17 protein-coding genes and 1 pseudogene are annotated in these 23463 nt (G+C 66.8%); 14 read left to right on the forward strand and 4 right to left on the reverse strand.

The window, feature by feature from the left end; genetic code table 11:
- Nucleotides 1-111 precede the first annotated feature (111 nt).
- The 7 genes from hrcA (at nt 112) to gyrB (ending at nt 7556) form a co-directional block, all read left to right on the forward strand.
- Nucleotides 112-1188, forward strand: coding sequence for a heat-inducible transcriptional repressor HrcA (gene hrcA / locus AC1RJ9_RS08160; RefSeq protein WP_492837677.1), 1077 nt, complete (start codon nt 112-114; stop codon nt 1186-1188).
- A 12-nt stretch (nt 1189-1200) separates the two neighbouring features.
- Nucleotides 1201-1821: a nucleotide exchange factor GrpE gene (gene grpE, locus AC1RJ9_RS08165; protein WP_492837676.1), complete on the forward strand. Its 621-nt coding sequence runs from the start codon at nt 1201-1203 to the stop codon at nt 1819-1821.
- Nucleotides 1822-1976: 155 nt separating this feature from the next.
- Nucleotides 1977-3095 (forward strand): DNA polymerase III subunit beta, encoded by a 1119-nt coding sequence (dnaN, locus tag AC1RJ9_RS08170; protein ID WP_492837675.1) that lies wholly within the window; start codon nt 1977-1979, stop codon nt 3093-3095.
- A 177-nt stretch (nt 3096-3272) separates the two neighbouring features.
- Nucleotides 3273-3644, forward strand: a complete 372-nt coding sequence (locus tag AC1RJ9_RS08175; RefSeq protein ID WP_492837674.1) for a VOC family protein — start codon at nt 3273-3275, stop codon at nt 3642-3644.
- Nucleotides 3645-3725: 81 nt separating this feature from the next.
- Nucleotides 3726-3887, forward strand: a complete 162-nt coding sequence (locus tag AC1RJ9_RS08180; protein ID WP_492837673.1) for a hypothetical protein — start codon at nt 3726-3728, stop codon at nt 3885-3887.
- A 43-nt stretch (nt 3888-3930) separates the two neighbouring features.
- Nucleotides 3931-5094 carry a DNA replication/repair protein RecF gene (recF, locus tag AC1RJ9_RS08185; RefSeq protein ID WP_492837672.1) on the forward strand — a complete coding sequence of 388 codons (1164 nt, stop codon included), beginning with the start codon at nt 3931-3933 and terminating at the stop codon, nt 5092-5094.
- On the forward strand, nt 5091-7556 hold the full coding sequence (gene gyrB / locus AC1RJ9_RS08190; protein ID WP_492837671.1) for a DNA topoisomerase (ATP-hydrolyzing) subunit B: 2466 nt from the start codon (nt 5091-5093) through the stop codon (nt 7554-7556). The genes recF and gyrB overlap by 4 nt, the downstream gene beginning before the upstream one ends.
- 236 nt (nt 7557-7792) lie before the next feature.
- On the opposite strand, the gene AC1RJ9_RS08195 is transcribed toward gyrB, so the two are convergent.
- Nucleotides 7793-8179 carry a hypothetical protein gene (locus AC1RJ9_RS08195; RefSeq protein ID WP_492837670.1) on the reverse strand — a complete coding sequence of 129 codons (387 nt, stop codon included), beginning with the start codon at nt 8177-8179 and terminating at the stop codon, nt 7793-7795.
- A 147-nt stretch (nt 8180-8326) separates the two neighbouring features.
- Complete coding sequence (locus tag AC1RJ9_RS08200) at nt 8327-9538, reverse strand: serine hydrolase domain-containing protein (protein ID WP_492837669.1); 1212 nt, start codon at nt 9536-9538, stop codon at nt 8327-8329.
- A gap of 221 nt (nt 9539-9759) precedes the next feature.
- On the opposite strand from AC1RJ9_RS08200, the gene AC1RJ9_RS08205 reads away from it, so the two are divergent.
- A complete protein-coding gene (locus AC1RJ9_RS08205; RefSeq protein WP_492837668.1) occupies nt 9760-10428 on the forward strand; it encodes a response regulator transcription factor in 669 nt (222 codons plus the stop codon).
- On the opposite strand, the gene AC1RJ9_RS08210 is transcribed toward AC1RJ9_RS08205, so the two are convergent.
- Nucleotides 10425-11537, reverse strand: coding sequence for an ABC transporter substrate-binding protein (locus tag AC1RJ9_RS08210; RefSeq protein ID WP_492837667.1), 1113 nt, complete (start codon nt 11535-11537; stop codon nt 10425-10427). The genes AC1RJ9_RS08205 and AC1RJ9_RS08210 overlap by 4 nt on opposite strands.
- Entirely contained in the window at nt 11534-12943 is a 1410-nt protein-coding gene (locus tag AC1RJ9_RS08215) for a sensor histidine kinase (protein WP_492837666.1), read from the reverse strand. The genes AC1RJ9_RS08210 and AC1RJ9_RS08215 overlap by 4 nt, the downstream gene beginning before the upstream one ends.
- 202 nt (nt 12944-13145) lie before the next feature.
- On the opposite strand from AC1RJ9_RS08215, the gene AC1RJ9_RS08220 reads away from it, so the two are divergent.
- The 6 genes and pseudogenes from AC1RJ9_RS08220 to AC1RJ9_RS08245 all read left to right on the forward strand — a co-directional run bounded on the left by AC1RJ9_RS08220 (nt 13146) and on the right by AC1RJ9_RS08245 (nt 23456).
- Nucleotides 13146-14501 carry a CitMHS family transporter gene (locus AC1RJ9_RS08220; RefSeq protein WP_492837665.1) on the forward strand — a complete coding sequence of 452 codons (1356 nt, stop codon included), beginning with the start codon at nt 13146-13148 and terminating at the stop codon, nt 14499-14501.
- Nucleotides 14502-14627: 126 nt separating this feature from the next.
- A complete protein-coding gene (locus AC1RJ9_RS08225) occupies nt 14628-17522 on the forward strand; it encodes a TonB-dependent receptor plug domain-containing protein (RefSeq protein WP_492837664.1) in 2895 nt (964 codons plus the stop codon).
- A gap of 25 nt (nt 17523-17547) precedes the next feature.
- Nucleotides 17548-19707, forward strand: a complete 2160-nt coding sequence (locus AC1RJ9_RS08230; protein WP_492837662.1) for a DUF6351 family protein — start codon at nt 17548-17550, stop codon at nt 19705-19707.
- Nucleotides 19708-20045: 338 nt separating this feature from the next.
- Nucleotides 20046-21168 (forward strand): annotated as a pseudogene (locus AC1RJ9_RS08235) (methyl-accepting chemotaxis protein).
- 359 nt (nt 21169-21527) lie between these two features.
- Nucleotides 21528-22127: a hypothetical protein gene (locus tag AC1RJ9_RS08240; RefSeq protein WP_492837661.1), complete on the forward strand. Its 600-nt coding sequence runs from the start codon at nt 21528-21530 to the stop codon at nt 22125-22127.
- Nucleotides 22128-22193: 66 nt separating this feature from the next.
- Nucleotides 22194-23456, forward strand: a complete 1263-nt coding sequence (locus AC1RJ9_RS08245) for an outer membrane beta-barrel protein (protein ID WP_492837660.1) — start codon at nt 22194-22196, stop codon at nt 23454-23456.
- Nucleotides 23457-23463 lie beyond the last annotated feature (7 nt).

Consider the following 23463-nt stretch of genomic DNA (forward strand, 5'->3'; position numbering starts at 1 on the left):
AATGTGTGTGTGAGGCCGCTTATCCTATTGAGAGGCGCGGTTGAAAGAGGCCGACCGCTTTTGTCCGCCGACCGGGTCCCAAACGACACGCCCCTCATGGCCTTTTAGAGCATGACTCATCTGTTCCCTGGTCCGATCGTCCCCGCGCCAGGCCTTGGCGAGATGGACAGCCGCGCCCGCGACATCTTCCGCCGGGTCGTGGAGTCGTATCTGGAGACCGGCGAGCCGGTCGGGTCGCGGACTATTTCCAAGGGCGGCCTGGCTTTGTCGCCGGCCTCGATCCGCAACACCATGCAGGATCTGGCGCAGCTGGGCCTGCTGGACGCTCCCCATACCAGCGCCGGCCGGATGCCGACCCACGCGGGCCTGCGCATGTTCGTCGACGGCTTCCTGGAAGTCGGCGACATCGGCGAAGAGGAAAAGCGCGCCATCGAGGCGCGGCTGGCCGTGAAAGGCCGTTCGTTCGAGGAAGCCCTGGGCGAGGCCTCGTCCATTCTTTCCGGCCTGGCCGGCGGGGCCGGCATCGTCGTCACGCCCGTCCGCGAGGGCGGGGTCAAGCATGTGGAGTTCGTGCCGCTCGGCGGCGGCCAGGTGCTGGCGGTCATGGTGTTCGAGGACGGCCAGGTCGAGAACCGGCTGATGCGCCAGGCTCCCGGCGTGACGCCCTCGGCGCTGCAGGAGGCCAGCAACTTCCTCAACGCCCGCCTGCGCGGCCGCACGCTGTCGGAGGCGCGGAGCGAGATGGGCGGCGAACTGGACATCGCCCGCCGCCAGCTGGACGAGACCGCCGCGCGCCTGGTCGAGGACGGCCTGGCGGCCTGGAGCGGCGGCGAGGGAGACGCCCGCTCGCTGATCGTGCGGGGGCAGGGGAACCTGCTGGTCGACGCCCGGGCGCGCGAGGACATCGACCGCGTGCGCCAGCTGTTCGACGACCTAGAGCAGAAGGGCCAACTGATCGGCCTGCTGGATGACGTTCGTGACGCCGAGGGCGTGCGCATCTATATCGGAGCGGAGACGCGCCTGTTTTCGCTTTCGGGTTCCTCGGTGATCGCGGCGCCCTATATGACGGGCCGGCAGAAGGTGCTGGGCGCGATCGGCGTGATCGGGCCCGCCCGCTTGAACTACGCCCGTGTCATTCCGTTGGTGGACTATACCGCCCGGGTGCTCGGGCGGATGATGGATGGATAAGGACTGTAGGATATGACCGACGAGCAAACGCCGGCTGAAGACGTCGCCTTCGAAGCTGACGACGCGTCGCAGGAGATCGAGGCGCTGAAGCTGGAAGTGGCTGCTCTGAAGGAGCAGGCCCTGCGCTACGCCGCCGAGGCCGAGAACACCAAGCGCCGCGCCGAGCGCGAGATGAACGACGCCCGCGCCTACGCGATCCAGAAGTTCGGCCGCGACCTGCTGGGCGTCGCCGACAACCTGTCGCGCGCCACGGCCCACAGCCCCAAGGACTCGACCGACGCGGCGGTGAAGAACTTCATCATTGGCGTCGAGATGACCGAGAAGGAGCTGCAAGCCGCCTTCGAACGCAATGGCCTGAAGCAGATCGCGCCGGCCAAGGGCGAGAAGTTCGACCCGCACCTGCACCAGGCGGTGATGGAACAGCCGGCGACCGACGTCGCCGCCGGCGGCGTGATCACCGTCCTGCAGGCCGGCTACGAGCTGATGGGGCGCCTGGTGCGTCCGGCCATGGTCGCCGTGGCGGCCAAGGGCTCGACCGGACCTTCCACCAACGAGTCGTCGGCCGCCAATCCGTATGCCGGCGCCGGCGCGGACGGCGACAACGCGGGCGGTTCGTTCGATCAAAAAGCCTGACGAGGCGGAAAGCTTCGTTTTTCGGACTCCGGGGCGCGCGAATGACGGGCGCGCCCCCTTTCCCCCTGCGCGCTTTGCGATAATGTCGGCGGTCCATTCTCAACGGGGGTAGCGGGCGATTCCTTGCATTCCGCCCGCACGATCTGGACCGGACTATGAAGCTTACAATCGAACGGGCGGCGCTCCTGAAGGCGCTGGGTCACGTGCAGAGCGTCGTCGAGCGCCGCAACACCATCCCGATCCTGTCGAATATCCTGCTGTCGGCCGAAGGCGATCGCCTGTCCTTCTCGGCCACCGACCTGGACATGGAGATCATCGACGAGGGCTTCGCCCAGATCGACGTGCCCGGCCAGATCACCGCGCCGGCCCACACCCTCTATGAAATCGTCCGCAAGCTGCCCGACGGCGCCGACGTCTCGCTGAGCTTCAGCGGCGATGATCCGCGCCTGGTGATCCAGGCCGGCCGCTCGCGCTTCAACCTGCCGGTGCTGCCGGCCGGCGACTTCCCGGTGATGAGCAGCGACGGCCTCTCCAGCCGGATCGCGGTCGACACCAACGAGCTGATCCGCCTGATCGACAAGACCCGCTTCGCGATCTCGACCGAAGAGACCCGCTATTACCTGAACGGCCTCTACGTCCACACGGTCAACGAGGGCGGCGAGACCAAGCTGCGCGCCGTGGCCACCGACGGTCACCGTCTGGCCCTGGCCGAGATGCCGGCTCCCGAGGGCGCGGCCGGCCTGCCGGGCGTGATCGTGCCGCGCAAGACCATCGCCGAGGCCCGCCGCCTGATGGAATCGGCCGGCGAGACGGTCGACCTGCAGGTCTCGCCCCAGAAGGTCCGTTTCGAGTTCGGCCAGGCCGCCCTGACCTCCAAGGTCATCGACGGCGCCTTCCCGGACTATCTGCGCGTCATTCCGCGCGACAACGCCAAGATCCTGACCCTGGACAACGATCTGTTCGCCAAGGCCGTCGACCGGGTGGCCACCATCTCGGCCGAGAAGAGCCGCTCGGTGAAACTGGCCATCGAGCCGGGCCGCATCACCCTGACCGTGCGCAACATGGAAGCCGGCCAGGCCGTGGAAGAGGTCGAGGTCGACTACGACGGCGAGCCCTTCGAGATCGGCTTCAACGCCCGCTACCTGCTGGACGTCTGCGGCCAGATCGCCGGCCCGCAGGCCGAGTTCCGCTTCGCCGACCCGGCCAGCCCGACCCTGGTGGTCGATCCGGTCGATCCGGGCGTGAAGTACGTGCTGATGCCGCTGCGGGTCTGATCTCGCGACGGGGTCTTGAAGAACAAAGGACGGGCGCTTCGGGCGCCCGTTCTGCTGTCTGGGGCGCCGCGGAGGCGTTACGCGGCGGGTCTTCACGCCCACCCTGACGCGAGGGTCATGTTGCGAACGCTCATAAGCGCGCTAAGGTCCGTTTCGTAAGAAAACGGGAGGTGGCCCATGGCCAAGCTGAACTACGTGACGGTCGGCTCGAACGACCTGGAGAAGGCCAAGGCCTTTTATGACGGCCTGCTGGGCTCGATCGGCATGAAACCGCTGTTCGAGCATCCGTCGGGCGGCCGTCTCTATCGCGGCGACGGCTGCATGTTCGGGGTGCTGGGCCCGTATGACGGCAATCCGGCCTGCATCGGCAACGGCATGATGGGCGGCTTCGCCTTCGACACGGTCGAGGAGGTCGACGCCTTCCACGCCAAGGCTCTGGAACTGGGCGGCAAGGACGAGGGCCAGCCGGGCGCGCGGATGCCGAAGGCCTATTTCGCCTATTTCCGCGATCTGGATGGCAACAAGCTCTGCGGCTACAAGCTGGGCTAGGTTTCGCGGCCAAGTTTCGCCCCGGTTAGGACCGCTTTCGGTCTCTATCGGGGCGCAACCCACGTCCAATTCGACGCGGAGATGAGCATGCGTATCGCCTGGGAGCGCGTTGGTGCGGTCGCGCTGAGCATGGGTATCTGGACCCTGCTGCTCGTCTCCGGGCGGCATGTCCTACACTTGGCCTGGGGCGAGGTTCACGCCCTGACTCACCTTGCGCTGGGGCGACGCGGCCGCTTCGTCTGAAGTGCGGGGCTGCGCATCGCTCTCGAAATGCTATTAGGCGCTCATGGCGTCGGCCGCACTGCTTTCCCTGACCCTGACGGATTTCCGCTCGTACGCGCGCGCGCGCCTCGAGACCGAGGGGCGCAGCGTCTATCTGTTCGGGGCCAACGGGGCGGGCAAGACCAATCTTCTCGAAGCGATCAGCCTGCTGACCCCCGGCAAGGGTCTGCGTGGGTCCAGCATGGCCGAGGTCGGCCGTCGGTTGCCCGGTGAAGCGGTCGGCCGGGCCTGGGCCGTCGCCGCCGAGGTCGAGTCCGGTGAGGACGCTCCCCTCCGCATCGGCACCGGCGTCGAGCAGGGCGGGGCCGCCCGCCGCACCGTTCGCATCGAGGGCGAGACTGTCTCGCCGGGCCGCCTGGCCGACCACGTCCGGCCGATCTGGCTGACGCCGGCCCAGGACCGCCTGTTTCTGGAGGCCGCGTCCGAGCGCCGCCGCTTCTTCGACCGCCTGGTCTTCGCCGGCGAGCCCGGACACGCGGCCAACGCCAACGCCTATGACAAGGCCCAGCGCGAGCGCATGCGCCTGCTGACCGACGCGGCCGAGGCCGGGCGCGCGCCGGATGCGACCTGGTTGAACGCCCTTGAGGCCCGGCTGGCGGAGTCCGGCGCCCTGCTGTCCCAGGCCCGCGCCCGCACGCTGCTGGCCCTGCAGAACGAGATCGACGGACGCGGCGACCGCCCCTTCCCGCAGGCCCGCCTGACCCTGACCGGCGAGTGGGAGAAGATGGCGCTGGACGAGGTTCCGTTCGCGGAGATCGAAGAGCGTCTGGCCGCCGCCCTGGCCGCCGCGCGCGCGCGAGACGGGGCGGCCGGGCGGGCCCTGACTGGCCCTCATCGCGGCGATCTTGCCATCTTCCACGTCGACAAGGACCGTCCGGCGGCGGAATGCTCCACGGGCGAGCAAAAAGCCCTGATTTTGAACCTGGTTTTGGCCCAGGCGGCGCGACTTTCGCGTGCGGAATCCGCGCCGAATCCTGTAATATTGCTCGACGAAGTCGCCGCGCATCTCGACCTTACCCGTCGGGCCGCCTTGGCCGACGAACTCACGGCGCTCAAGCTCCAGGCCTTCCTCACCGGCACGGACGAGTCGCTGTTCGACCATCTCAAGGGTCGGGCGCTAGGTGTTCGCGTGTGCGACGCCGGCCTGACCATCCTGGAAGACGAATGACCGAGAACACCGAAGACCAAGTTCCCGAAGCGCCGGCCCACGAAATGACCACCGAGGAAGCCGCCGCCCAGTACGGCGCGGACTCGATCAAGGTGCTGAAGGGCCTGGACGCCGTCCGCAAGCGCCCCGGCATGTACATCGGCGACACCGACGACGGCTCGGGCCTGCACCACATGGTCTATGAGGTGGTCGACAACGCCATCGACGAGGCCCTGGCCGGTCACGCGACGAAGGTCCAGGTGATCCTCAACGCCGACGGCTCGGTGACGGTCACCGACGACGGCCGCGGCATTCCGGTCGACATGCACGAGGGCGAAGGCGTCTCGGCGGCCGAGGTCATCATGACCCAGCTGCACGCCGGCGGTAAGTTCGACCAGAACAGCTACAAGGTCTCGGGCGGTCTGCACGGCGTCGGCGTCTCGGTCGTCAACGCCCTGTCGGACTGGCTGGAGCTGAAGATTCACCGGGGCGGCAAGGCCCACCAGATGCGCTTCGAGCGCGGCGACGCGGTGACCTCGCTGAAGGTCACCGGCGACTCGCCGATGCGCGAGGACGGCCCCAAGGCGGGCGAGCTGCTGTCGGGTACGGAAGTGACCTTCTTCCCGTCGCGGACCACCTTCGCGTTCATCGAGTTCGACCGGAAGACCCTGGAGCACCGCCTGCGCGAGCTGGCGTTCCTGAACTCGGGCGTGACGATCTATTTCCGTGATCTGCGCGACGCCGAGCCGTGGGAAGAGAAGCTGCACTACGACGGCGGCATCGAGGCTTTCGTCCGCCACCTGGACAAGGTCAAGACCCCGCTGCTGAAGACCCCGATCGTGGTGCGCGGCGTCAAGGACAAGGTCGAGGTCGACCTGGCCCTGTGGTGGAACGACAGCTATCACGAGCAGATGCTGTGCTTCACCAACAACATCCCGCAGCGGGATGGCGGCACGCACTTGTCGGCTTTCCGCGCGGCCCTGACCCGGATCATCACCGGCTATGCCGAGAGCTCGGGCATCACCAAGAAGGAAAAGGTCAGCGTCGGCGGCGAAGACGCCCGCGAAGGCCTGACCTGCGTGCTGTCGGTCAAGGTGCCGGACCCCAAGTTCAGCTCGCAGACCAAGGACAAGCTGGTCTCGTCCGAGGTGCGTCCGGCCGTCGAAGGCCTGGTGCAGGAAGGTCTGGCGACCTGGTTCGAGGAGCACCCGAACGAGGCCCGGGCCATCGTCAGCAAGATCGCCGAGGCCGCCGCCGCCCGCGAAGCCGCTCGCAAGGCCCGCGAACTGACCCGCCGCAAGAGCGCGCTGGACATCACCAGCCTGCCCGGCAAGCTGGCCGACTGCTCGGAACGCGATCCGGCCAAGTCCGAGATCTTCATCGTCGAGGGTGACTCGGCCGGCGGCTCGGCCAAGCAGGCCCGAAACCGCGACAACCAGGCCGTCCTGCCGCTGCGCGGCAAGATCCTGAACGTCGAGCGCGCGCGGTTCGACAAGATGCTGTCGTCCGACCAGATCGGCACGCTGATCACGGCCCTGGGCGCAGGCATTGGCCGCGACGACTTCAACCCGGACAAGGTGCGCTACCACAAGATCGTGCTGATGACCGACGCCGACGTCGACGGCGCCCACATCCGCACCCTGCTGCTGACCTTCTTCTACCGGCAGATGCCGGAGCTGATCGAGCGCGGCTACATCTACATCGCCCAGCCGCCGCTCTACAAAGCCGCCAAGGGCAAGTCCTCGCGCTATCTGAAGGACGACAGCGAGATGGACGCCTTCCTGATCGACGAGGGCGTCGAGGGGGCGGAGCTTGACCTGCCGTCGGGCGAGCGCCGCACCGGCCAGGACCTGCTGGCCCTGGTGCAGTTGTGCCGCCAGGCCAAGGGCAATATCGATCGCCTGGCCGCCCGCGCGCCGTCCTTCGCCGTCGAGCAGTCGGCGCTGGCCGGCCTGTTGGGCGACAACCCCGACATCGCCGCGGCGGCGACCCGCCTCGACCTCTACGCCGAGGAAGGCGACGGACCGTGGACCGGCGAACGCGGCGACACGGCCTATGTCTTCAAGCGCACCCGTCGCGGCGTCACCGAGAGCGTCGTGCTGGACGATGGCCTGTTGCACGCCGCCGACGCCCGACGCCTGGCCGAGCGGGCCGGGGCTCTGGCTGAGATCTTCTCTGGGCGAGCCGTGTTCCGTCGCAAGGACAAGTCGACCACCGTCCGGGGGCCGATGGACCTGGTCGCCGCCGTGATGGACGCCGGCCGCAAAGGGCTGAGCATCCAGCGCTACAAGGGCCTGGGCGAGATGAACCCGGACCAGCTGTGGGAGACGACGCTGGACGTCGAGGCCCGCACCCTGCTGCAGGTTCGCGTCAACCACGCCGACGACGCGGACGAGATGTTCAGTCGTCTGATGGGCGATCTGGTCGAGCCGCGCCGCGAGTTCATCCAGGAAAACGCCCTGGACGCCGAGGTCGATGTCTAAGCCTCTGTAGAGAGTTGGACCGGCTCACTAAGAGTGAGAAATGATCCACGACAGATGAGAGCGTAAGCCACGCTGGGTGGAATCCGTCGAGCTTAGTGAACCGGTTTCTTGCTGATGGAATCTTGCTCTAACCGGGGCGTCATCGACCTGAACCTGGCCTGTTCGACCGTACGGCTCGTCCTGATCTACGGGCCAAAGGCGGCTGCGCCGAAATGCTCTTCGGCGCAGCCGCTGAACTAGCTTCGTTCCAACAGCGACGCATCGCGAAGTTCGATAACGGGTGTTTCCCAGGGATGAGCAAGCATAATCGCTTCCAGGCAGCGATCCACAGCATGCGCCGACGCATCGTAGGGGAAGTAGGTGGTCAGTATAACCGTCGGAGAAGCTGCTGGTTGACCGGGTTCGCCGAATGCAGGTTGAGCGCCGGTTTCAGGTCTGAAGATTTCCCAGCCAGCGACGATCTCGGCCACGGATTTGTAGATTCCGAAATCGCCTAAAGGTCCGTCTGCGCGCAGAATCCGCAGCATCTTCGCCAGGGTTGGGTCTCGCTCCATGGCCGACGCGTCTCCGCCGGCCAGAGCAATGATCGTCTGCCGTTCGACCGGGCAATAGATCCGCAACATCCTTGCTTCGCGAACGCGATATCCTGTGGTCATTTGGACACCTGTACTGAGGTCTGGGTCAAAGCCAAATCGTCACCTTCAGTCCGCCATGATCACCGTCCGCGACGGAGATCTGTGCATTCAATCGTTGAACGATGGCTGGCGACTTCACTTCATGAACAGCTGGGCCAGCTCGCGCGGCAGACCCTTGAGGTTGGAGTCCGTCAGGTTGGTCTGCATGGACAGAACCAGGTTCTGCTTCGGATAGATCAGCAGCATCGAGTTGCCGCCGACCGACGAGCCGGAATGCCAGTAGATCGGGTCGCCGGCGGGGGTCTTGTCGATGAACCAGTTCATCCCGTAGCCGACGCCCTTGCCGTCGGTGGTCTTCTGTTCGGTGAAGAGCTCCTTCAGCGTGGCCGCCTTCAGGAAGCCGGGCGCGAGGTGAGCCTGACCGAAGCGGACCAGGTCCTCGGGCGTGGTCAGATAGCCCCCGGAGGCAAACTTGTTGCTGTTGTCGCTGTAGGGGGCGTTCAGCAGCACGCCGCGTCCGCCGTCACCCCACGAGGACTGGCGGATGCGATAGGTGTGCTCACCGCCGGTGCGCTCATAGTAGCGGACGCGGTAGGGGATGATCTCCTCGTTGCGGTCCGGCAGGGTGTGGATCATGCCCAGCGGCTCGAACACCAGCTCCTGGGCCAGATCCGGGAAGAGCTTGCCGCCGGCGGCCTGGGTCATGGCGCCCTGCAGGTTGGTGCCGAGGCTGGAATAGTTGAATTTCGCGCCCGGCTCGAAGGCAAGCGGCTCGTCCTTGAACGTATCGACGTAGCCGAGCAGGTTGTCGTACTTGACGGCGTTGAAGAAGTCGTCGCTGCCCAGGCGGTAGTGGCGCAGGCCGCCCAGCATCCCCGCCAGCATCCGGAAGGTGATCGGCTTGCTTTTCACGGGGAAGGTCGGGACCAGCTTCTGCACGGGCGTGTCGAAGTCGAGCTTGCCCTGGTCGTGCAGACGGGCGGCGATCGCCATGCTCATGGGCTTGGCGACGCTGCCGGTGCGGAAGAGGGTCGATGGGGTGACAGGCACGCCCTGTTCGACATCGGCCAGGCCGAAGCCCTCGGACCAGACGAAGACATTGTCGATCGACACGGCGATGGCCAGGCCCGGCACGCCGCGCCGGGCCATGTAGTCCGCGATCCGTTTGCGGCCGGCTTCGACCGCCGCGCGACGCGAGGGCGTGCTGACGTGCTCGGCATAGGGCGCGGCGTGGGCCAGCGGTGTGGGAACGGTCGCCTGCGATGTCGATGCGGTCTGGGCGCCGGCCGTCGCGGGCGCCAGCGCCGCCAGACATGCGGCGGCCAACAGGTGTTTCGTCAATTTCAAATCTGCCTCCCAATCGACGCGCCGGGGCGAGGTCCTTCGTTGTGGTGACCCTGCCCCCCGGCGGCGAGCACTCTGCCGCCCCAACCTGACAGCCAGCTGTCAGCCTGGCGCAGTATGGTCTGCCTTGCATTGAGTATCCCAGGGCTGGTGCGCGCCAGGCGACTTGGGCAGACTTGGTAAAAAGGCCCCACGAAGCGAGGGCCGGACAAGGGGAGTAAAGCGTGCGGGTTCTCGTCGTCGAGGATACGGCCGACCTCGGAGAAGGCATCGTCGCGTGCATCGCGCGGATGGGCCACGCGGTCGACTGGGCGCAGGACGGCGTCAGCGCCGACGACCTGCTGCATGACGCCACCTACGAGCTGGTGGTGTTGGACCTGAACCTGCCCCAGATGGACGGGGTGACGGTGCTGCGAAACCTGCGGGCCCGGCGCTGCGGGACGCCGGTGCTGGTGGTGACCGCCCGCTCGACCGTCGACGACCGCGTCGACGTGCTGGATCACGGCGCCGACGACTATCTGGTCAAGCCGTTCGACTTCCGCGAGCTGGAGGCCCGGGCGCGGTCCCTGTTGCGGCGGCGCAGCGGCGACCGCACCAACGTGCTGGCCTGCCAGAACGTCAGCCTGGACCGCGCCGCCCGCATCGCGGCCGTGAAGGGCGCGCCGATCAACCTGACACGCCGGGAGCTGTCGGTGCTGGAGGTGCTGCTGGCCAACCAGGCCAAGATCCTCAGCAAGGCCCAGATCCTGGACCAGATCTTCGACTACGCCGCCGAGCCGTCCGAGAACGCGGTCGAGGTCATCATCACCCGACTGCGGCCCAAGCTTGCCGGCTCCCTTGCCGAGATCCGCACCCATCGCGGCCTTGGCTATCAGATCGTCTCCGCCAGCTAGGGCGTCCGCGCCTCAGGCGGCGGATAGAGCGCGCGGCGCCATTCGCGGATGAAGGCGCCGCGCTTGGCCGGATCGCGCAGCGACAGCAGCGAAGAGCCGACCACTTCCTGGCTGGCGCGCTCGGCTTCGGACAGCGCGCCACGGGTGATCGCGCCTCGCGGCGGCTGGACCTGCTCGCGGGCGATGAGCTGACCGCGCGGCGAGACCAGCAACTGGACGAAGGCCGTGGCGTCGCCGGGGTTGCGGGCGTCACGGCTCATCATCACCGAGCGGGTCTGGATGGCCTGGTAGTCGGACGGCAGAACCACGCCGACATGGCCGTAGCGTCGCTGGCCGGCATAGGCGTAGGAGAGCTGGACATTATAGGCCATGCGGATCTCGCCGCGACCGACGGCGTCGACCATCTCGTTTGAGCAGCAATAGGTCCGCACCAGGCTGCGGCCGAAGCTCTCGATCAGCCGGCCGTAGATCGCCGCCTGGCGGGCGTCGAAGCTGGCGTAGTTGTAGCCGGGGCCGGACTGTTCGATATCGTAGGTGCCGATGCGGCCGCGCCACGCCCGGGGATCGGCGCGCAGCGACTCGACCAGCGCCAAGTGGCTCAACGGCGGCTCGCCCTTGGGGAAGGCGCGGCTGTCGTAGACGAAGACGGCCGGCTCCAGGCTGAAGGCGATCACTTCGCGCCGCCATTGCGCGGCGGCCGGGGCCAGGGCGGCCACGGCCTTGGGCGCGGGGCGTCCGCAACCGTGATTGGCCAGCGCCACCAAGTGATCGGTGGCGATGGTGACATAGAGGTCGGGCTGGGCCTGGACGCGATCGCAACCCTTCTGGGCCCGGGTCAGCAGCTCGCTGCTCAGCATGTCGACATACTGGATCGAGACGTCCGGGTGGGTGGCCTGGAAGGCGACGATGAACGGGCGCATGAAGCTGACGTCCGTCGCGCCCTCGATCGTCAGCAACCGTGCGCGGAGATCGCGGGCCGGAAACAGCGTCTGCGCCCCGACGCTGGGGCGCGGATAGGGCGGCTGCAGCGGTTCGGGACGGCGCCAGACCAGGACGCAGCCGATGACCAGCACGACAAGGCCGAACAGCCAGGGCAGGGCGCGCTTCATGGGGCCTCCACGGCGGGCAGGCGCATGCGGATCTCGAAGCCGTCCGGGCTGCGCCGGGGTTCGAGCTGGCCGCCGTGCGCGACGGCGATCTCCTGGGCGATGGCCAAGCCAAGGCCGGCGCCGGCGCGCGCGCCGCGCGGACTGGTGAAGGGCTTGAGCGCCGCGGCCCAGTCGTCCGGCCCGATGCCGGGACCGTCGTCGAAGATCCAGACCACGGCCTCGCCGTTCTCGTGGGTGACGCCGACTTCCAGTCGCGCGCGGGCGCCATGCAGGGCGGCGTTGTTGACGAGGTTGGTCAGGCCTTCGCGCAGGGTGACCTCGTCGCCCAGGATCATGACCGGATCCGGCGCGTCGAAGGCCAGGGTGAGATTGCGGTCCAAGGCGCGGGGAACGCCGTCGTTCAACGCCCTGCGGGCGATGTCCGACAGGTCGACGACCGCTGGCGTGATGGTGCCCGCCCGGTAGATGACCATGGCGTGGCCCAGGAGCTGGTTGGTCAGGCGTCCCAGTTCGATCAGGCGCTCGCGAAGCCGCTCGATCCTGGCGTGGCGAGCGGCGGCCGCGCGATCGCTGTCCAGCAGCTCGACCTGGGCCATCAAGGCGGCGATCGGCGTTCGCAGTTGGTGGGCGGCGATGCCGACGAAGGTCTGCAGACGCGACATCCGATCGTCGAACCGGGCCATGACCAGATTGATGGCGTCGACCAGGGCCTGGGTCTCGCGCGGACTTTCCACCTCCAGCGGCGTCACGTCGTTGGCTTCCCGCGCCGCTAGGGCCTGTTCGATGCGTGACAGGGGGAGCAGCGCGCGCCGCGCGGCGGCCAGGGCGGCGAAGAAACCCAGGGCGCTGACGAAGATGACCAGGGCCGCGATCTTCAGCATCAGCGACCAGACCAAGGTGTTCCGCGCCAGGTGGGTCTGAGCGACGACGACGCTGGCCCAGCCGCCGCCGGCGGGCGTGGTCACGTAGCGCCCCACGGTCGCTGTCCGCACCGGCGCGCCGCCAACCTCGTCGTCGCCGATCCGCGGGCGATTCAGTTCCGACGAGGTCGCCAGCCCAGGCAGGTTCGGCGTACCGGTGATGACCCGGCCGCGCGGATCGCGCACGACGTAGAACACCCGGTCGTTCTTGGCCTGAGCCAGGGTCTCGAAGGCCGCATCGGGCGGGTTGGCGGTGACGCCGGTTTCGCCGACGGCCACCGTCTCGGCCATCTGCAGGGCCGCGCTGATCAGCAGGCGGTCATAGGCCTCGTTGGCGGCGGTGCGGGAGAACAGGAAGGCGGCGACCAGCGCCAGGGCTCCGCCGATCAGAAACACGCCGGCCAGCATCACGCGAAGACGATCGAAGACCGACTGGCGGGCCTCCGGCCTGAACAGGCGAAGGCCGATGACGTTCGACAAGGCCACGGCCGCGCTGTCTCCCCCAGGGGGATTCTGTCGCCCCCTGACGCGATAGTAGGGCCAGCGCGACGTCGTCGTCAGTCGATTTGATGACGACAGGTTCCCGCAAGCCAACCGCCCTACAGTGCCCTCAAACAGCCCTGGCCGGCGCCGCCGAAGCCCAGGGCGATTCTTAGGGTAGGGGCGAGGTTTGGCGCCGACGGCTTTGATGCTTTCTCTCTTCGGCTTCGCGATGGTCGCCACGTTCATGGTGCTGATCATGACGCGGCGCTTGACGCCGCTGGTGGCGCTGATCTTCATTCCCATCGTCTTCGGCTTGCTGGCGGGCTTCGGCGCCGGCCTGGGGCCGATGATGCTGTCGGGCATCAAGAGCATCGCGCCGACCGGCGTGATGCTGATGTTCGCGATCCTCTATTTCGGCGTGATGATCGATGCGGGCCTGTTCGACCCGCTGGTTCGGGCGCTGCTGCGGATGGTCCACGGCGACCCGGTGCGGATCGTCATGGGCACGGTGGTGCTGGCTACCTTCGTCTCGCTGGATGGCGACGGTTCGACCACCTACATGATCACCGCCGCCGCGCTGTTGCCGCTCTACAAGCGCCTGGGCCTCAATCCGCTGATCATGGCCTGCCTGATCATGCTGTCGAGCGGCGTGATGAACCTGACGCCCTGGGGCGGGCCGACCGCCCGCGCCGCCAGTGCGCTGCAACTGGAAGCCGCCGACGTCTTCCTGCCCCTGGTGCCGGCCATGGTCATCGCGTTCGTCTGGCTGCTGGGGCTGGCCTTCGTCTATGGACGCTTCGAGCGTAGGCGGCTGGGCCGCCTGGTGCTGGGCGAGGACACGCCGCAGTTCGAACAGACCGTCGTGGGTGACGCCGGCGTCGCCGAGATTGTCGATGTCGCGGGCGGGGCGTTCACGGTCTCGTCCGATCCCGAGGCGCGCCGGCCCAAGCTGCTATGGTTCAACGCCGCTCTGACCGGGGCCCTGATGGTCGTGCTGATTATCGGTCTGCTGCCGCTGCCGGTGCTGTTCATGGTGGCCTTCTGCATCGCCGCCGTGGTCAACTATCCCAATCTGGACGCCCAGAAGGCGCGGGTGGCGGCGCATTCGGCCAACATCCTGGCGGTTGTATCGCTGATCTTCGCGGCCGGCATCTTCACCGGCATCCTCAACGGCACGGGCATGGTCGAGTCCATGTCCAAGGGGCTGGTGGCGATCATCCCGCCCGCGTTCGGACCCTACATGGCGCCGATCACCGGCCTGATCAGCCTGCCGATGACCTTCTTCATCTCCAACGACGCCTTCTATTTCGGGATGCTGCCCATCCTGGCCGAGACGGCTTCGCACTATGGGGTCAGCCGCCAGGCTATCGCCAGCGCCTCGCTGGTGGGCCAGCCGCTGCATCTGCTCAGCCCGCTCGTCCCGTCCACCTACCTGCTGGTCAACCTGGCGGGCGTGGAATTCGGCGAGCACCAGAAATTCACGGTCCGCTGGGCCGTGGCCACCTCGCTGGTGCTGCTGATCGCTGGCGGCCTCGTGGGAGCCTTTCCGTTCATCGCCTGACCTCTCGTCGCCTGAGCTTGGGCCGCAAGGCTGCTGTCAGGTTCACACACTAGAACAAACCCTATGAAGAGCTCACCGACCCGCGAAAGCGGCGGCCAAGAGCTCCGGGGAAAAGGGAGCCGAAACATGCGTCAACACACTCTGTGGACCAGTGCGTCCATGCTCTGCCTGGCCATGGCCACGGCGGCCAACGCCCAAGCGCAAGCCGTCACTCAGGCCGCGGACAGCGAGACCTCGGTCGAGACCATCGTCGTCACCAGCTCGCGCGTCGTTCGCGACGGCTTCGAGGCGCCGACTCCCGTGACTGTCGTCGGCGGCGAGCAGCTCAAGGAGCAGGCCGTCACGCGCCTGGTCGACGTTTCCCGCAACCTGCCGGTCTTCCGTAATCAGGGCGGCGCGCGCAGCGGCAGCAACGGCTCGGCCAATGGCGGTCAGGGCAGCCTGGACATGCGCGGCCTGGGCGCCAATCGCAACCTGGTCATGCTGGACCGCCGCCGCGTCGTGCCCTCGACCGGCAACGGCGTCGTCGACGTCAACATCCTGCCCAGCGCCCTTGTCTCGCGCATCGACGTGGTGACCGGCGGCGCCTCGGCCGCCTGGGGGTCTGACGCTGTCTCCGGCGTGGTCAACTTCGTGCTCGACACCAAGTTCGACGGCTTCAAGGCCGAGATCTCCACGGGCGTTTCCAGCCACGGCGACAACGGCGAAGGCACGATCTCGGCCGCCGTCGGCCGCTCGTTCGCCGACACGCGCGGCCATATCATCGCCTCGGCGGAATATTTCGTCGGCGGGCCGCAGAACCTGATGGACCGCGACTGGCTGGCGGCGCGGCCCGGCGTGATCAACAATCCCGCCTATACGGCGACCAACGGCCAGCCGCGCCGCGTCAAGGTCGCGGGCAATATCGTGGCCGCCTATATGTCGACGGGCGGCCTCGTGAACGGTTGCCGCACCGCGACCGGCGCCAATATCCCGAACTGCTCGCTGGCCGGCACGGCCTTCGGTCCGGGCGGCTCCACCCACCGCTTCATCTATGGGACCTACGTCAATCCGACCGGTAACATGTTGGCCCCGGGGACCGATCCCTACGGCGACTACACCCAGATCTACGACAATATCAAAGCGGTGAACCCGTCGGACCGGATCAGCCTGTTCAGCCACGCCGACTACGAGCTGACCGACAATTTCAGCGCCTTCGTCGAGGGCATGTACACCAAGAGCAATGTCGGTCCGTCCTATTCGGTGCCGCCCTACCGCTTCGGCACCAGCGCCACGACCTGGTTGTCGGTCAGCGCCGACAACGCCTTCCTGCCGGCCAGCATCAAGGCCCAGATGTCGGGGGCCGGCGGCGGCAATCCGGCTGGGCCCGCCCTCCTGAACATCGGCCGGATGAACGACGACTGGACCGGCAATTCGCGGATCAAGAACACCAACACCACCTACCGCTTCGTCACCGGCTTGGACGGCGCGCTGGGCGGCGGCTGGAAGTGGAACGCCTACTACCAGTTCGGCCAGAACACCTATTTCGGCACGGTCGACGATAACCTGATCACCTCGCGTGGCGGCGTCACCGCCCAGGGCAACGTCAACCTGGCGGTAGATGCGGTGGTCGCGCCGCCCGGCAACGCCGCCGGCATCGCGCCGGGCACGATAGTCTGCCGCTCGACCCTGACCAATCCGAACAACGGCTGCGCGCCATTGAACATCTTCGGCCAGGGCGCGGCCTCGCAGGCGGCGATCGACTACGTGCTGGGCGAACAGTTCACCCGCCAGCGCTACACCCAGCACGTCATCGAAGGCTCGCTGCAAGGCGACCTGTTCTCGACCTGGGCCGGACCGGTGTCGTTCGCGACCGGCGCCTCGTATCGCCGCGAGGAGATCAAGGCCGTCTCCGACCCGCTGTCGCTGGAAAGCGCGTTCGGCATCGGCAATCCCAAGCCTTATGGCGGCTCGTACAACGTCAAGGAAGCCTTCGGCGAACTCGTGGTGCCGCTGCTCAAGAGCGAGGGCCTGGGCCAGGCCGACGCCAACCTGGCCGGCCGGGTGACCGACTATTCCACCTCGGGCCGCGTCGAGACCTGGAAGGCCGGCGTCACCTGGACGCCGATCGAGGACATTCGCCTGCGCTTCACCCGATCGCGCGACATCCGCGCGCCCAGCCTGCAGGAACTGTACACCGGCGCGACCCAGGCTCGCGCCAACGTCATCGACCGGTTCAAGCCGGGTTCGGTGACCGTCAACCTGCAGCAGATCGGCGGCGGCAACGCCGCCCTGACGCCGGAGATCGCCGACACCGTCTCCGGCGGCGTCGTCTTCCAGCCGCGCTTCTTCTCCGGCTTCTCGGCCTCGGTCGACTACTACCAGATCAAGATTCGCGACTCGATCTCGACCCTGGCGGTGCAACAGATCGTCGATCGCTGCTTCAACGGCAACGCGGAGCTGTGCGGCCAGATCACCCGCCTGGGCGGCGACATCATCGAGATCCGCTCGACCAACCTGAACCTGGCGGGCTTCGAGACCAGCGGCCTGGACATCGAGGCGTCCTATCGCATGCCGGTGTCGAACCTGGTCTCCGGCTGGGACGGCGAGGTCGGTCTGCGGATGCTGGCCAACTATGTCGGCAAGTTCGAGACCAATGACGGCGTCACCGCCCTGGACCTGGCCGGCTCGCTGGGCGACCGCCAGCCGCACTGGACGGTGCAATCCAGCGCCTTCTACAAGAACGGTCCGCTGCGGGTGACGGTGGTCAATCGCTACCTGTCCAGCGGCGTGGTCAGCAACGACTTCAAGGCGCCCAACGAGATCGACGACAACCACGTGGCCGCGCGCCTCTACACCAACCTGAACGTCAACTACACGTTCCAGGGTCTGGGCGGGGAGGCCGAGGTGTTCGCCAACGCCGACAACGTCTTCAACGTCAAGCCGCCCAAGGGTTTCGGCTGGGGTTATGGCCTGAACGCCTCGCCGCAGTACGACGTGATCGGACCGATGTTCAAGGTCGGCCTGCGGCTGCGTCGCTAGGGCGAGGAGTGGGGGAGGGCGCACCATGCGGATTCCGCGGTCGATGTTCTGGCGCATGATGCTGGGACTGGTTCTGGCCTGGGGAGCGGGCGCCAGCGCTCAGCCCTATGTCTCGGGTGAGCATGTCCAGACCGGCGACGCGGCCCGTATTCGCGTGCTCTCCTCTCACAACGACCTCGTCACGGGCGGCGACGCCCTGGTTGAGGTCAGCGCTCCCGCCGGCGTCCGCGCGACGCTGAACGGCCGCCCGGTCGACGCGGCCTTCCAGCGTGGATCGGGCGGGGCGCTGGTCGGAGTCGTCTCGGGCCTGGTTCTGGGCGACAACATCCTCGAGGTCAGCCGCCCCGGCGCGACCCCGGCGCGACTGACCCTGACCAACTGGCCGGCCCAGGGACCGGTGATCTCGGGCCCGCACGAGACGCCGTTCATCTGCCAGACCGAGGAGTTCATCCTCGCGGGAACGGGCGAGAAGCTGGGTCCAGCGCTGAGCGCCGATTGCGATGTCCCGACCCGGGTGGACTATGTTTATCGCCAGAAGGATGGCGACTTCAAAGCCTTGCCGACCGACGGCCTGCCCGGCGACCTCGACGAGATCATCGACGCGGCCGGCGGACGTCATCCCTATATCGTGCGGGTCGAGACCGGGGTCGTGAACCGCTCGATCTACCAGATCGCGGTGCTGCACGACCCGCGCGGACCGGCGCTGTCGCCCACGCGGCCGCCGCGGATCTGGAACCGAGGCCTGGTCTACACCTTCGGCGGCGGCTGTCCGGGCGGCATGTACGTGCAGGGCAAGACGACCGGCGGGGTGCTGGAGCACCAGATGCTGGCGCGCGGCTATGCGGTGGCCTCCTCGACGCTCAACGTCTTCGGCAACAACTGCAACGACTTGCTGGCGTCCGAGACCATGATGATGGTCAAGGAGCGCTTCATCGAGCATTTAGGCCTACCCGAGCGCACGATCGGCTGGGGCTGCTCGGGCGGCTCCTACCAGGCCGAGCAGATCGCCGACAACTATCCGGGCCTGCTGGACGGCATCGTCGTGGGCTGCAGCTTTCCCGACGTCGGTCACGCGGCGGTCAGCGTCCACTCGTTCGGCGCCAAGCTGGTCTATCGCTACTATAAGGCGGGGGCGAAGACCGATTGGACCCAGGATCAGATCGTCGCCGCCTCGGGCCTGCCCAACTATACCTCGCTGGAAAAGCAGGGCGATCGTGGCGATCGCATCGACCCGACCGACGTCTGCCCCAAGGCCGTATCCAAGGATCTGCTGTACGATCCCAAGGACAATCCGCGCGGTGCGCGCTGTTCGATCTACGACCACGGCCGCGCCGGCTTCGGCGTCGATCCCGCGACGGGCTTCGCGCGTCGACCACTGGACAATGTCGGGGTTCAATATGGCCTGACCGCCTTCAATGCCGGCGCGATCAATGCGGCGCAGTTCGTGGACCTGAACCGCAACATCGGCGGAGTCGACATCGATGCGAAGTTCACCCCGGAGAGAACGCGCGGCGACCTGGCGGCGATCGCCCTGGGCTATCGCAGCGGTCGGTTCCTGTCGGGCGGCGGCGGTCTCGCCTCGGTCCCGATCATCGACTACCGCGCCTACGCTGACTTCGACAACGGTGATCCCCACCAGCGCTTTCACTCGTTTTCGTTCCGCGAGCGCCTGATCCGCGTCAACGGCGACGCCGACAATCAGGTGTTGCTGACCGACAGTTCCAGGAGGGGCCTGTTCAGTCTGAACAATCCGGTGCTGCTGGAAGCCCTCGACCAGATGGACGCCTGGCTGCGGGCGTTGCGCGCCGCGCCGCCAGGACTGACGCCGCGCCAGCGTGTGGTCGCCGCCAAGCCGCTCGCGCTGGTCGACGCCTGCTTCGACAAGGACGGCGGCAAGATCGCCGAGCGCCAGATCTGGGGACAGGACACCGCCTGCAACCGGCTCTATCCGCCGCACGCCAACCCCTACATCGTCGCTGGCGCGCCCCTGGCCAACGACGTGCTCAAGTGCCAGCTGAAGCCACTGGATCCGGCCGACTACCTCAAGCCGCTAAAGCCCGAGGAGCTGGCGCAGCTGCGCGAGATCTTCCCCGAAGGCGTCTGCGACTATGCCAAGCCGGGCGTTGAACAGCAGCCGTTGATGGGACGCTGGCTGTCCTTCGGTCCGGCAGGGGCGGCTTTGTGATCCGGCGGCCGTCGTCGGTGGTGGTCACGCCGGCGGCGATGTGATCGGGCGCGCAGCGGCGCAGGTATTCCGCCTCGGGCAGGGTGAACAGCCAGTCGGGAATGTCGAGCCTCATTCTGACCGAGCCCAGGCGTCTCAACGGATTTGAACTGGCGGATGGAAAAGCTGAGGATTATCAGCGGCGCTGGTTCTCCGCTCGAATGAGTCGGCCCAGGAGCGATGTCTTTATAAGCGCCGGGCGCCCAAATCGAAGGCGATCCGGCGTTTTCTCGTTAACGAAGTCCGTCTCTGTTTGAGTGTGGCCAACGGTGTCATCGCGCGGCGATGACGAGGGCGTCATTTTGCGTAAAGTGAGTCGATTAGACGGAAGTTTTGCGTGGGGGCTTACCTGTGATGGAACAAGACGTCAGTCTTCGTCCTGAACGGATACTGGATTTGTCGGAGCGTCTGTCCAGCGTGGCGGGCGCCAAGATCGGTGAGATCGCCCGGGTCAACCGCGCGGCCAAGATGTTGTCGATCAACGCCTTGATCGTGGCGGCGCGCGCCGGCGAGGCCGGCAAGGGCTTCGCCATCGTCGCCGAGGAATTCAAGAAGATCTCCACCGAGATCGACGCCGTGGCCGCCGCCTTGGAAAGTCAGGTGCGGGCCGACCTCGACGAGCTCTCGGCGATCGGCGGGGCGATCCTGGGTCACATGCGCGGCCAGCGCCTGGCCGATCTGGCTTTGAACGCCATCGAGATCGTCGACCGCAATCTCTATGAGCGGACTTGCGACGTCCGCTGGTGGGCCACGGACTCGGCGGTGGTCGCCTGCCTGGCTGACGCCGATCCCGCCGCCAGCCGCCACGCCAGTGAGCGCCTCGGCGTGATTCTCGACGCCTACACCGTCTATCTCGACCTGTGGATCTGCGACACCAAGGGGCGGGTGGTCGCCAATGGCCGGCCGGGCAAGTATCCCGGCGTGGTCGGCCAGTCCGTCGCCGACGCCAAGTGGTTCCGCGACGGCATGCGCACCGCGACCGGCGACGACTTCGTGGCCTGTGACATCGAGAAGGCTCGCACCCTCGGCGACGCGCCCGTGGCCACCTACGCCACGGCCATTCGCGAGGGCGGCCAGGCCAAGGGCAAGATCCTGGGCGTGCTGGGCGTCCATTTCGACTGGCGGCCTCAGGCCCAGGCCGTGGTGGATGGCGTTCGCCTGACACCGGAGGAGCGCGAGCGTTCGCGCGTCATGCTGCTGGACCAGAAAGGTCGCGTCTTGGCCTCTTCCGACAACCAGGGCGTCCTGACCGAGGTGTTTCCGCTGGATGTGTCCAGCGGTGCGATGGGCAGCTACGCCGACGGCGACATCACGGTCGGCTATGCTTTGACGCCGGGCTACGAGACCTATGCCGGTCTCGGCTGGTACGGATGTCTTGTGCAGCGGCGACAAATTCCGGGCGTGACTGTCGCGGCGGCCTAATCTCAACCAGATCCATTGCGGAATATTCGGACAAATTAATCGCCCCGGACGCGAAAGCGATCAGATTCTCGGCGCCGGCCGCAGATTCTCGCAGTGCAGCATTGCCATTCTCGGTCCCACATGGTTAGTCTAAGCCTAGCCATGCGACCGGCATATTATCTGTGCGTCTGCTGGGCGGCGGTACCGCGTCATACTTCTAAGTGTAACCCGTCGACCAAGTTATCTTTCCCCATAGATTGCGCCTTGAGTGTGTTCTTCGGGGAACGGTGTCGCTAGGAAAAGACGAGACCGCGTTATCTGGGCTAGAGCATTTATTCACGTTGTCCTAAAGGGACGCCGTTCAATTGGAGGGAGCAATCATGGCTTCTAACCGCATACGCGCCTTGACCCTGGGCGCCATCATGGCGATTGCCCCGCTTTCCATGGGCCCGACGACCATCCTGTCTGTCGCGAACGCCGCCGCGCCGACCCAGGCGCAGATTGCCGCGCAGGTCACCCAGGCCATAACGGACGCGACCAAGTCCCCGGAATTCGTGGCCGCCCAGAATGAAGGCGCAGCCGCTCAGGCCGCGCTAAACGCGCTTCCGGCCACCGCGCCCGCCACCGAGAAAAAGGCTGCTCAGGATAAGGTCGACGCGGCCAAGGCGAAGCAGTCCAATATCCTTCAGGCGGCGACCACCGCCGTGATGCAGGATGCGATCAGCAAGGGGGCGTCGGCGGCTGCCGTTAGCGCCGCCCTCAACAGCGCCGTTGCCGCGGGCGCCGTCCCGGCGGCGGTCGCGACGGCCGTTGTCACGCAGGTCAATAACGTCATCACGGCCGCTACGACGCAGGGCGGTGATGCGCCCAGCCTCGTCAACCCGCCGACGGCGAATCCTCCCGGTGCGGCCGGACAGACGGCGGTGGCCCCGGCGGCGTTCGACCCCTGCGCGGGCGTGATCGCGACCTACTGCGGCTAAGATTTAAATTCGGGCGGATTGGCGCGCCACGACGCGCGGCGACCGACCCTTGGTGGGGATTAAGCTATGCGACTTCTGACGTGCTCGGCCATTGCGGCCTGCATCGCGTTGACCGCGCCACAAGCTGTTCAGGCGCAGGATCTCGGTTCAAACTTCAAGCGTGACAAGAACGTCTCCGTTCGTCAGCGCCCGCGACCGGACTATGAGGCGACCGGCCAGAGGGCTGGCGGTTTCACCGTCTATCCGCGCGTGACCGTCGACCTTGAGCACAACGACAACATCTACGCCGTGGCGGCGGGCAAGATCGACGACAACATCTGGCGCGTGAAGCCGGAAGTGGCCGTCCGGTCGAACTGGTCGCGCAACGCGCTCGGCTTCTTCGCGGGCGGCAACGTCATACGCTATGGCGACGAAAAGACCGAAAACGCCGAAGAATATACGCTCGCGGCCAACGGTCGCATTGATGTGGTGCGGGGCTCGAACATCTCCGGCTCGGCTCAGTATCAGCGCCTGATCGAGCCGCGCTCGGCGATCACGGCCGGTACGCCCGCCGGCGCGACGCCCAAGCCCGTCGAGTACAACCTCACCACCACGAACCTGACCGCGGTGAAGGAATTCAATCGTCTGCGCCTGACCGGCCGCCTTGACGACAAGGATTTCAACTTCAAGGACCAGGGCGCGGCGTTTAATCAGAACACGCGTGACCGCAACGAACTGAACTACGGCGCGAAGGCCGAATACGCGGTCAGTCCGGACACGGCGGTCTATGCGACGGCCACGGGCAACAAGAAGGACTATGACCTTGGCGGTCTGACCGATCGTTCGTCGGACGGCTATGTCGTGGGTGTCGGCGCCAACTTCGAAGCGTCTGATCTGGTGCGTGGCGACGTTCAGGTCGGTTACATGAAGCAGTCCTACGACAACAGCGCCCTCTACAAGAGCATCAGCGGGTTCAGCGCCGCGGGGCGCCTGGAGTGGTTCCCGACCCAGCTGACGACCGTCGGCCTGAACGGCTCGCGCACGATCGAGGAATCGACCGCGACGGGTTCGGGCGGCTTCATTTCCAACAACATCGGCGCGTCGATCGACCACGAGCTGATGCGTAACGTGCTGCTGTCCGGCGCCTACACGCACGGCAAGGACAACTACAAGGGCGTGGATCGCAGCGACAAGCGCGACAACTTCTCGGCGACGGCCACCTACCTGCTGAACCGTCGCGTGGGCCTGTTCCTGACGTACAACTACCTGAAGCAGGACTCGAGCGGCTTGGCCAAGGCTTCGTCGTTCAAGGACAACAAGCTGATTGCGTCCGTGGCGCTGCAGTTCTAGCGACGAC

It is taken from the genome of Caulobacter sp. GW822-FHT07D08, from assembly GCF_058798735.1.

Excerpts from the sequence above, each read along its gene's own strand:
- hrcA (WP_492837677.1), top strand. The coding sequence starts at position 112 with ATGACTCATCTGTTCCCTGGTCCGATCGTCCCCGCGCCAGGCCTTGGC.
- grpE (WP_492837676.1), top strand. The coding sequence starts at position 1,201 with ATGACCGACGAGCAAACGCCGGCTGAAGACGTCGCCTTCGAAGCTGAC.
- dnaN (WP_492837675.1), top strand. The coding sequence starts at position 1,977 with ATGAAGCTTACAATCGAACGGGCGGCGCTCCTGAAGGCGCTGGGTCAC.
- AC1RJ9_RS08175 (WP_492837674.1), top strand. The coding sequence starts at position 3,273 with ATGGCCAAGCTGAACTACGTGACGGTCGGCTCGAACGACCTGGAGAAG.
- AC1RJ9_RS08180 (WP_492837673.1), top strand. The coding sequence starts at position 3,726 with ATGAGCATGCGTATCGCCTGGGAGCGCGTTGGTGCGGTCGCGCTGAGC.
- recF (WP_492837672.1), top strand. The coding sequence starts at position 3,931 with ATGGCGTCGGCCGCACTGCTTTCCCTGACCCTGACGGATTTCCGCTCG.
- gyrB (WP_492837671.1), top strand. The coding sequence starts at position 5,091 with ATGACCGAGAACACCGAAGACCAAGTTCCCGAAGCGCCGGCCCACGAA.
- AC1RJ9_RS08195 (WP_492837670.1), bottom strand. The coding sequence starts at position 8,179 with ATGTTGCGGATCTATTGCCCGGTCGAACGGCAGACGATCATTGCTCTG.
- AC1RJ9_RS08210 (WP_492837667.1), bottom strand. The coding sequence starts at position 11,537 with ATGAAGCGCGCCCTGCCCTGGCTGTTCGGCCTTGTCGTGCTGGTCATC.
- AC1RJ9_RS08220 (WP_492837665.1), top strand. The coding sequence starts at position 13,146 with ATGCTTTCTCTCTTCGGCTTCGCGATGGTCGCCACGTTCATGGTGCTG.
- AC1RJ9_RS08225 (WP_492837664.1), top strand. The coding sequence starts at position 14,628 with ATGCGTCAACACACTCTGTGGACCAGTGCGTCCATGCTCTGCCTGGCC.
- AC1RJ9_RS08230 (WP_492837662.1), top strand. The coding sequence starts at position 17,548 with ATGCGGATTCCGCGGTCGATGTTCTGGCGCATGATGCTGGGACTGGTT.
- AC1RJ9_RS08240 (WP_492837661.1), top strand. The coding sequence starts at position 21,528 with ATGGCTTCTAACCGCATACGCGCCTTGACCCTGGGCGCCATCATGGCG.
- AC1RJ9_RS08245 (WP_492837660.1), top strand. The coding sequence starts at position 22,194 with ATGCGACTTCTGACGTGCTCGGCCATTGCGGCCTGCATCGCGTTGACC.